Origin of the sequence: Faecousia sp. (assembly GCF_048519415.1) — a bacterium.
GTDB lineage: Bacteria > Bacillota > Clostridia > Oscillospirales > Oscillospiraceae > JAZOXB01.
In genome coordinates this window covers 1-7,634 of sequence record NZ_DBFZUT010000058.1, presented here as the reverse complement: position 1 = coordinate 7,634, position 7,634 = coordinate 1, and the positions used below count along the sequence as shown (strand labels likewise).

Here is a 7,634-nt window from a genome sequence, read left to right as displayed (position 1 = left end):
TCTGTTTCTTTCCCCGCATTTTACTTTTCTTATGTGGGGGATTGTGATATAATTTCGGATGAAAATCCGACGGAAAGGTCTTGCATCCTATGGGAATCATTCAAAAAATCTTCGGCACCCGCTCGGAGCGTGAAGTAAAGAAGCTTATGCCGCTCGTCACGCGCATCGAGTCTATGGAGGACGAGATGAAGGCGCTGACGGATGAGCAGCTGCGTGAAAAGACGGACGAGTTCCGCAAGCGCTATCAGGGCGGCGAGGACCTCGACAACCTCCTGCCCGAGGCGTTTGCCGTCTGCCGCGAGGCGGCGGACCGCGTGCTCGGCATGCGGCCGTACCGCGTGCAGCTCATCGGCGGCATCGTGCTGCATCAGGGCCGCATCGCGGAGATGAAGACCGGCGAGGGCAAAACGCTGGTCGCCATCCTGCCTGCCTATCTCAATGCCCTGACGGGAAAGGGCGTGCACATCGTCACGGTCAACGACTATCTGGCCAAGCGCGACTCGGAATGGATGGGGAAGGTCTATCGCTTCCTCGGCCTCACGGTCGGCCTGATCGTCCACGATCTCAAGCCGGACGAGCGCCGCGCCGCCTATGCTGCCGATATCACCTACTGCACGAACAACGAGCTCGGCTTTGACTATCTGCGCGACAACATGGCTCTTTATAAGAAGGACATGGTCCAGCGCGGCCATAACTTCGTCATCGTCGACGAGGTCGACTCCATCCTCATCGATGAGGCCCGTACGCCGCTTATCATCTCCGGCAAGGGCGAGGAATCGACAAAGCTCTATGAAATGGCCGACTTCTTCGTCTCCGGCCTGCGCCGCAAGGTGTTTGCCACGACGGACGAGAAGGAAATTCAGGACGACCTCGACTGCGATTACTATGTCGAGGAGAAGTCCCGCACCGTCTCGCTCACGGCCAGCGGCATCGCCAAGGCCGAAAAGTATTTCGGCGTGGAGAACCTGTCGGATGTGGAGAACACGACGCTCGTGCACCACATCAATCAGGCCATGAAGGCCCGCGGCGTCATGAAGCGCGATATCGACTATGTCGTCAAGGACGGCCAGGTCATCATCGTCGATGAATTCACCGGCCGCCTGATGTACGGCCGCCGCTATAACGAGGGCCTGCATCAGGCTATCGAGGCCAAGGAGGGCGTGTCCGTCGCCAGCGAGAACAAGACGCTTGCGACCATCACGTTCCAGAATTTCTTCCGCCTGTATGCCAAGCTCTCCGGCATGACCGGCACGGCCATGACCGAGGAGGAGGAATTCTCCGCCATCTACAAGCTCGACATCGTCGAGATCCCGACGAACAGGCCCGTTATCCGCGTCGATCACAACGACGTCGTCTATAAGACGGAGGCGGGCAAGTTCCGCGCCGTCATCCAGCAGATCAAGGACTGCCACGCCAAGGGCCAGCCCGTGCTGGTCGGTACCATCTCCATTGAAAAGTCCGAGTATCTCTCGAAGCTCCTCAAGCGCGAGGGCGTGCCGCACACCGTGCTGAACGCCAAGCACCACGAGCGCGAGGCCGAGATCGTGGCGCAGGCCGGTAAGTTCGGCGCCGTGACGATCTCCACGAACATGGCAGGCCGCGGCACGGATATCATGCTCGGCGGCAATGCCGAATACATGGCGCTGGCCGACCTGCGCAAGCAGGGCCTGCCGGACGAGCTGGTGGCAGAGGCCAATTCCTATGCCGAGACGGAAAATCCCGAGATTCTCGCCGTGCGCGAGAGCTACAAGCAGCTGCTGGCGCAGCACAAGGCCGAGATCGCCGAGGAGGCCGCGCGCGTGCGCGAGGCCGGCGGCCTGTTCATCGTCGGCACGGAGCGCCACGAGTCCCGCCGGATCGACAATCAGCTCCGCGGCCGTGCCGGCCGTCAGGGCGACCCCGGCGAAACGCGCTTCTATCTGTCGCTCGAGGACGACATCATGCGCCTGTTCGGCTCCGAGCGCATCATGAACATGATGAATTCGCTCGGCATCGACGAGGACACGCCCATCGACGCCAAGATGCTCTCCAACGCCATTGAGAACGCGCAGAAGAACGTCGAGAGCCGCAACTTCCAGATGCGCAAGAACGTGCTGGAATACGACGATGTCATGAATACCCAGCGTCAGGTCATCTACGAGCAGCGCCAGAAGGTGCTCGACGGCGAGGACCTCTCCTCGACGATCGAGGGCATGATCCACTATGTCATCGACACCGAGGTCGAGGATGCCTTCGCCGGTGCCGACCACTGCGACGACCCGGAGAAGCTGGCGCAGATCAACGCAAAATTTGAGGGCGTCTATTATCCGAAGGGCGCATTCGCCCCGCAGCCCGGCCTGAGCCGCGACGAGGCGAAGGAGCAGCTCTATCCGCTCTTCCGCCAGACCTATGCCGCGCGCGAGCAGGAGTTTGGTGCGGAGCGCATGCGCGAGATCGAGCGCATCATCCTGCTGCGCGTCGTCGACGAGTACTGGATGGACAACATCGACGCCATGGAGGACCTGAAGCAGGGCATCCGCCTGCGCGCCTACGGGCAGACTGATCCGGTCGTGGCGTATAAGCGCGAGGGCTTTGCGATGTTCGACGGCATGATCAACGCCATCCGCGAGGAGACCGTCCGCCGCCTGTATCTGTTCCGTCTGCGCACGGAGGAGGATATCCGCCGCAAGCAGGTCGCAAAGATCACGGCGACCGGCGGCGCTGCCGACAAGACCGTCAAGCAGCAGCCCGTGAAGAAGATCAAGATCGGCGCGAACGATCCGTGCCCGTGCGGCAGCGGCAAGAAATACAAGTATTGCTGCCGCGACAAGGACGAGGCCAAGTCATGAGCTTCCGCGTCCATCGAGAAGGAGAGCTGGAATACCTGACGAGCGATGTGCTGGACGGCGCGGCCCACTGCTTTTCCACCCGCTTCGGCGGGGTGAGCGAGGGCGCGCTCGCCAGCCTGAACCTCGGCACGCGCCGGGGCGACCGGCCGGAAAACGTGCTGGAGAATTATGCCCGTCTCGGCAGGGCCGTTGGCTTTGCGCCGGAGGAGACCGTGTTCACGAAGCAGGTGCATTCCGCCATCGTCGAGCGGGTCGGCCGCGCGGACTGCGGCCGCGGCCTGCAGCGGGAGACGGAGCACGGCGTCGACGGCCTCGTGACGAACGAGCCGGGCGTTGCACTGACAATTTTCTCCGCCGACTGCACGCCCGTGCTGCTGTTTGACCCAATAGCACGCGCCATCGGCGCGGCCCATGCGGGCTGGCGCGGCACGGCGGCGGGCATTGCGGCCCGCGCGGTCGAGGCCATGCAGCACGAATTCGGCTGTCGTCCGGAGAACATCCGCGCGGCCATCGGTCCTTGCATCGGCCCGTGCTGCTTTGAGACGGATGCCGATGTGCCGGATGCCATGCGCGCCGCCCTCGGCAGCGAGGCCGGGCAGGCCATCCGGCCCGCCGGAGCAAAATTCTATGTCGACCTGAAGCGGCTCAATGCTATTTGGCTGCGCCGCGCCGGGGTGACGTGCATCGACGTCAGCGCCGACTGCACGGCCTGCCAGCCGCAGCGATTCTGGTCGCACCGGCGCGTGGGCAATGCCCGCGGCTCGCTGGCGGCCATCATCCGGCTGCGGGAGGAGGGCTGATATGAAGCGACTGCTTGCCCTCTGCCTGCTGCTTGCTCTGCTGCTGTGCGCCTGCTCTGCGGCCGGTCAGCCCACGCAGGCCACGGAGCAGCCGACGGAGGAGACTGCGGCAGCCCCGACGGAGACGGCCGCCGCGCCGAAGACGTTCGGCCTGTCCTACCTGCCGGAGCACGGCTTCAACCCCTATACCTGCACGGCAACGGTGAACCGCGCGGCGTTTTCGCTGCTGTATGAGAGCCTGTTCGTCGTTTCGTCGCATTTCCGCGCCGAGCCGCTGCTCTGCGAGAGCTTCACGGCCTCGGAGGACGGGAAGACCTATCGCTATACCCTTGTTTCCGGCGTAAGCTTTTCCGACGGAACGCCTCTGACGGCGCAGGACGCCGCCGCCTCGCTGCGTGCGGCGCAGCAGAGCGCGCTCTATTCCGGCAGGCTGGCGCATATGCTGTCCGTCACGGCGGATGACGACCGCACCCTGACGGTCACGCTCGACACGGCGTATGAGAATTTTTCCCTGATGCTCGATGTGCCCATCGTCTCTGCGGCGACGGTACAGAGCAGCACGCCGCTCGGCACGGGACCGTATTATCTCGACGGCGAGGTGCTCCGGCGCAGCAGCCGCTGGTGGCAGACACAGGCCCCGGCCGTGACGGCCGAGACCATCGAGCTGCAGGCGGCCAAAACGCCGAACGACATCCGCGACAATTTCGAATTCGGCAGCACGGACCTTGTGTACTGCGACCCGAATTCCCCGGCAGCCGTCGGCTACCGCTGCGATTATGAGGCGTGGGAAGCGCCGGCGCCCATCCTGCACTATGTCGGCTTCAACCTCTACAGCGGCTGGTTCACGAATGTCGCGCTGCGCCGCGCCTTCACCTACGGCGTCGACCGCGAGGCGATGACGAGTGCCGTCTATAACGGCTTTGCGCAGGCGGCGACGCTGCCCTGCTCGCCTGCCTCCGACCTCTATGACGCGCAGCTTGCTGCGCAGTATGCCTATTCGGCCACGGCCTTTCAGGCCGCCATCCACAATGCTGGCGTGCCGACGTCCGAAACGGACTGTCCCGTGCTGCTCGTGTGCTCGGACGACCCGGCGCGCGTGCGCGCTGCGGAATATCTGGCCGCCTCCATGCAGGAAAACGGCTTCTTTCTCAAGGTCCGCTCGCTGGGCCGCGAGGCCTATGTGGCCGCCCTGCAGGCGGGTAATTACGACGCCTATCTCGGCGAGGTCCGCCTGACGGCAAATTTCGACCTGTCGGAATTCTTCCGCACGGGCGGCGCGCTCAGCTACGGGGCCGTGGCGGACGCTTCGCTGGCCAGCCTCTGCACGCAGGCGCTGGGCAATTCCGGCAGCTATGCCGACCTCTGCGCGCGCCTGCTCGACACCGTGCCGTTCTGCCCCATCGTGTTCAAGAGCTACGAGGTCTGCGTCAGCCGCGGCGCGATCGCCTCCATCTCGCCGGGCGTGGACTGCGTGTTCCACAACGCCGCCACGGCGCGCACGCTGGCCGATGCCGACCACTCCTATGACGGCGCGGCGGAGCCGTCCACACCGACGGATGTATCGGCCGACCCCGCCGAACCCACGGAGCCGACCGATGCGTCGGCCCCCACGCAGGAACCCTGATATCGATCCCGCCGGTTTCCCCGGCGGGATTGTTTTATGCAAAAAAACGGTGCGGAATTAAGATTGTAACAATGCAATGTACGAAAACACTTGACGAACGGGGAAAAACATGGTATCCTGCAGTCAGAAGGGAAACGAGTGATTTCCCAAAAAGAAACGGAGGGCCTGACCATGAGACGAACGCTGTTTTGCCTGCTTTTGAGCCTAATCCTGCTCCTCACGGCCTGTGCACCGGCGGCAGTTCAGACCGAGCCGCCGACGGAGGCCCCTACCCAAGCAACGACAGAGGTTCCTACCGAAGCGCCGACTGAGGCCCCTACCGAAGAGCTGACAGAGGCCTTGCCGGAGGAGACGGAGGCCCCGACGGAGCCGCCGGAGCGTCCGGAGCATACCGTGAGGATTCAGGTCTCTGACAATTGTGATTATACAGTCACGAATGCAGAGGGACAGACCACCCGACAGGGAGATGACGGCAGGCCGAGGGGCGATCTGGTGGTTTACAGCATTGATCTTTATGGCTTTGATACCGGGACCCTGCCAATGGAAGTGTGGGAGGTAGCGGCGAGCGACAGCTTTACACTGGAGACGACGACGTCCCCCTGTGCCTTCTGTGCGGAGATCGGAGATGCATTTTATGCCGTGACGGAATGTACCGGCGTTACCCGCATTGAGTTCCGCGATGGCTATATCAAACTGACTGGCTCGGAGATGACCTATAAAATGCTCACGACTTTTGATGCAGGAGAGGATTACTATTTTGAAATTACCGGTACGGGAACAACGGAGATCGAATTCCCACTGGGTGAGATCGCAAGTACCGGTGCGCTCAGTGAGACTTATCAGGTAGAAAAATTTTCAATTTACTCCGTTTAACTGACCGTTACACCCGAGAGAGGAGAAAATATAATGAAAAGGACATTTGTGTTTTTGACTGCTATTATCCTGCTCCTCACGGCCTGCGCACCGGCGGCAGTTCAGACCGAGCCGCCCACGGAGGCCCCTACCGAAGCGCCGACGGATGCTCCTACCGAGGCCCCTACCGAAGCACCGACGGAGGCTCCAACTGAGGCCCCTACCGAGGAACTGACAGAGGCTTTGCCGGAGGAGACGGAGGCCCCGACGGAGCCACCGGAGCGTCCGGAGCATACTGTGAAGATTCAGGTTTCCGTGAACTGTGATTGCACGATTACCAACGCGGAGGGGCAGACTGTCCGTCAGGGGGATGACAGCGGACCGGAGGGCGATCTGGCGATTTACAGCACCGGTCTTTATGGCTTTTGTACCGGTACCCTGCCGATGGAGGTGTGGGAGGTTGCGGCCAGTGACAGTTTTACGATGGAGACGACGACGTCGCCCAGTGCCTTCTGTGCGGAGATCGGGGATGCATTTTATGCCGTGACGGAATGTACCGGCGTTACCCGCATTGAGTTCCGCGACGGCTATATCAAACTGTCCGGCTCGGAAATGACCTATAAGATCCTCACAACCTCCCACGCGCGGGAGCGGCAGTATTTCTGCATCACCGGCACGGGCACGACGGAGATCGAGTTCCCGATCGAGGATGTCCTGGCCGCCAGCCCGATCGGAGAGACCTACCGCGTGGAGCGGTGTACGGTTTAAGAGACTGACATTCGGAACGTGGAGGACGCGTTATGAGAAAATTATCCGGATTTTTTGCGGCACTTCTGCTGCTCCTCTCGGCCTGTGCACCGGCGGCGGCCCCAACGGAGGAGACAATGCCCGAGACGCAGGGCGAGGAGCTTGTTTCGACGCTCAGCATGCTGCCGAAGCAGGCCATCTCCATCCACCGGGCCGAAACTCCGGCGGAGGAGGACACGGAGACGGACAGGACCGATATCGTGTTCGTGCCGTACTATGCGTCTGTCGAGCAGCTGACGAGCAACTCGTGGGTGGACCAGACGCATGCCACAAAGTCGACCGTCCTGAACCTGACAAAGACGGATGCCGTCGAGGTCAAATGGGAGGCAAACGCGCTCCTTGCGGGCGGCCGCTGGGTCACGTCGCAGGAGGAGCTGCAGACGGTCTGCTCCTATCTGCGCAGCCGCGCGGAGGACGGGGTGCTGCACCTGACGGACGAGGCCTGCAGCGCGCCCGCGGAGGCCTTCGGCAATGCGGACTTCTTTGCGGAGCAGAAGCTGCTTTTGATCGACCTCTGCCGTCTGGGCAGCGACACCCTGCTCGACCCGGTCGTTCTCCGCGCGGAGGACGGCACGGTGGACATTACCCTGCGGATGTCCGCGCCGACTGTCGGAGAGGTGCGCGGAAACGGCATGCTCTGCCTGATCCCCGTCCCGGCCGACTGCACCGGCGCGGAGATCACGCTGTATCCTGAAGGAAAATGAAATGAGAAATGAGCAGCAG

6 protein-coding genes are annotated in these 7,634 nt (G+C 62.4%); all 6 read left to right on the top strand.

The annotated features are described in order from the left end of the window. Window positions 1-89: 89 nt before the first annotated feature. On the top strand, window positions 90-2,828 hold the full coding sequence (gene secA / locus ACMKFF_RS06320) for a preprotein translocase subunit SecA (protein WP_419496412.1): 2,739 nt from the start codon (window positions 90-92) through the stop codon (window positions 2,826-2,828). Then, the gene (gene pgeF / locus ACMKFF_RS06315) at window positions 2,825-3,628 is read left to right on the top strand and encodes a peptidoglycan editing factor PgeF (RefSeq protein ID WP_419496411.1); all 804 of its coding nucleotides are present in this window, start codon (window positions 2,825-2,827) and stop codon (window positions 3,626-3,628) included. Before secA ends, pgeF begins: the two co-directional genes overlap by 4 nt. A gap of 1 nt (window position 3,629) precedes the next feature. Then, complete coding sequence (locus ACMKFF_RS06310; protein WP_419496410.1) at window positions 3,630-5,252, top strand: ABC transporter substrate-binding protein; 1,623 nt, start codon at window positions 3,630-3,632, stop codon at window positions 5,250-5,252. A 171-nt stretch (window positions 5,253-5,423) separates the two neighbouring features. Next, window positions 5,424-6,125 carry a hypothetical protein gene (locus ACMKFF_RS06305; RefSeq protein ID WP_419496409.1) on the top strand — a complete coding sequence of 234 codons (702 nt, stop codon included), beginning with the start codon at window positions 5,424-5,426 and terminating at the stop codon, window positions 6,123-6,125. Window positions 6,126-6,158: 33 nt separating this feature from the next. Then, entirely contained in the window at window positions 6,159-6,872 is a 714-nt protein-coding gene (locus ACMKFF_RS06300) for a hypothetical protein (protein WP_419496408.1), read from the top strand. A gap of 32 nt (window positions 6,873-6,904) precedes the next feature. After that, window positions 6,905-7,615, top strand: a complete 711-nt coding sequence (locus ACMKFF_RS06295; protein ID WP_419496407.1) for a hypothetical protein — start codon at window positions 6,905-6,907, stop codon at window positions 7,613-7,615. Window positions 7,616-7,634 lie beyond the last annotated feature (19 nt).

What these genes read in the sequence shown, in the direction of transcription:
- ACMKFF_RS06305 (WP_419496409.1), top strand. Translation starts at nt 5,424, where the DNA reads ATGAGACGAACGCTGTTTTGCCTGCTTTTGAGCCTAATCCTGCTCCTC.
- pgeF (WP_419496411.1), top strand. Translation starts at nt 2,825, where the DNA reads ATGAGCTTCCGCGTCCATCGAGAAGGAGAGCTGGAATACCTGACGAGC.
- ACMKFF_RS06300 (WP_419496408.1), top strand. Translation starts at nt 6,159, where the DNA reads ATGAAAAGGACATTTGTGTTTTTGACTGCTATTATCCTGCTCCTCACG.
- ACMKFF_RS06310 (WP_419496410.1), top strand. Translation starts at nt 3,630, where the DNA reads ATGAAGCGACTGCTTGCCCTCTGCCTGCTGCTTGCTCTGCTGCTGTGC.
- ACMKFF_RS06295 (WP_419496407.1), top strand. Translation starts at nt 6,905, where the DNA reads ATGAGAAAATTATCCGGATTTTTTGCGGCACTTCTGCTGCTCCTCTCG.
- secA (WP_419496412.1), top strand. Translation starts at nt 90, where the DNA reads ATGGGAATCATTCAAAAAATCTTCGGCACCCGCTCGGAGCGTGAAGTA.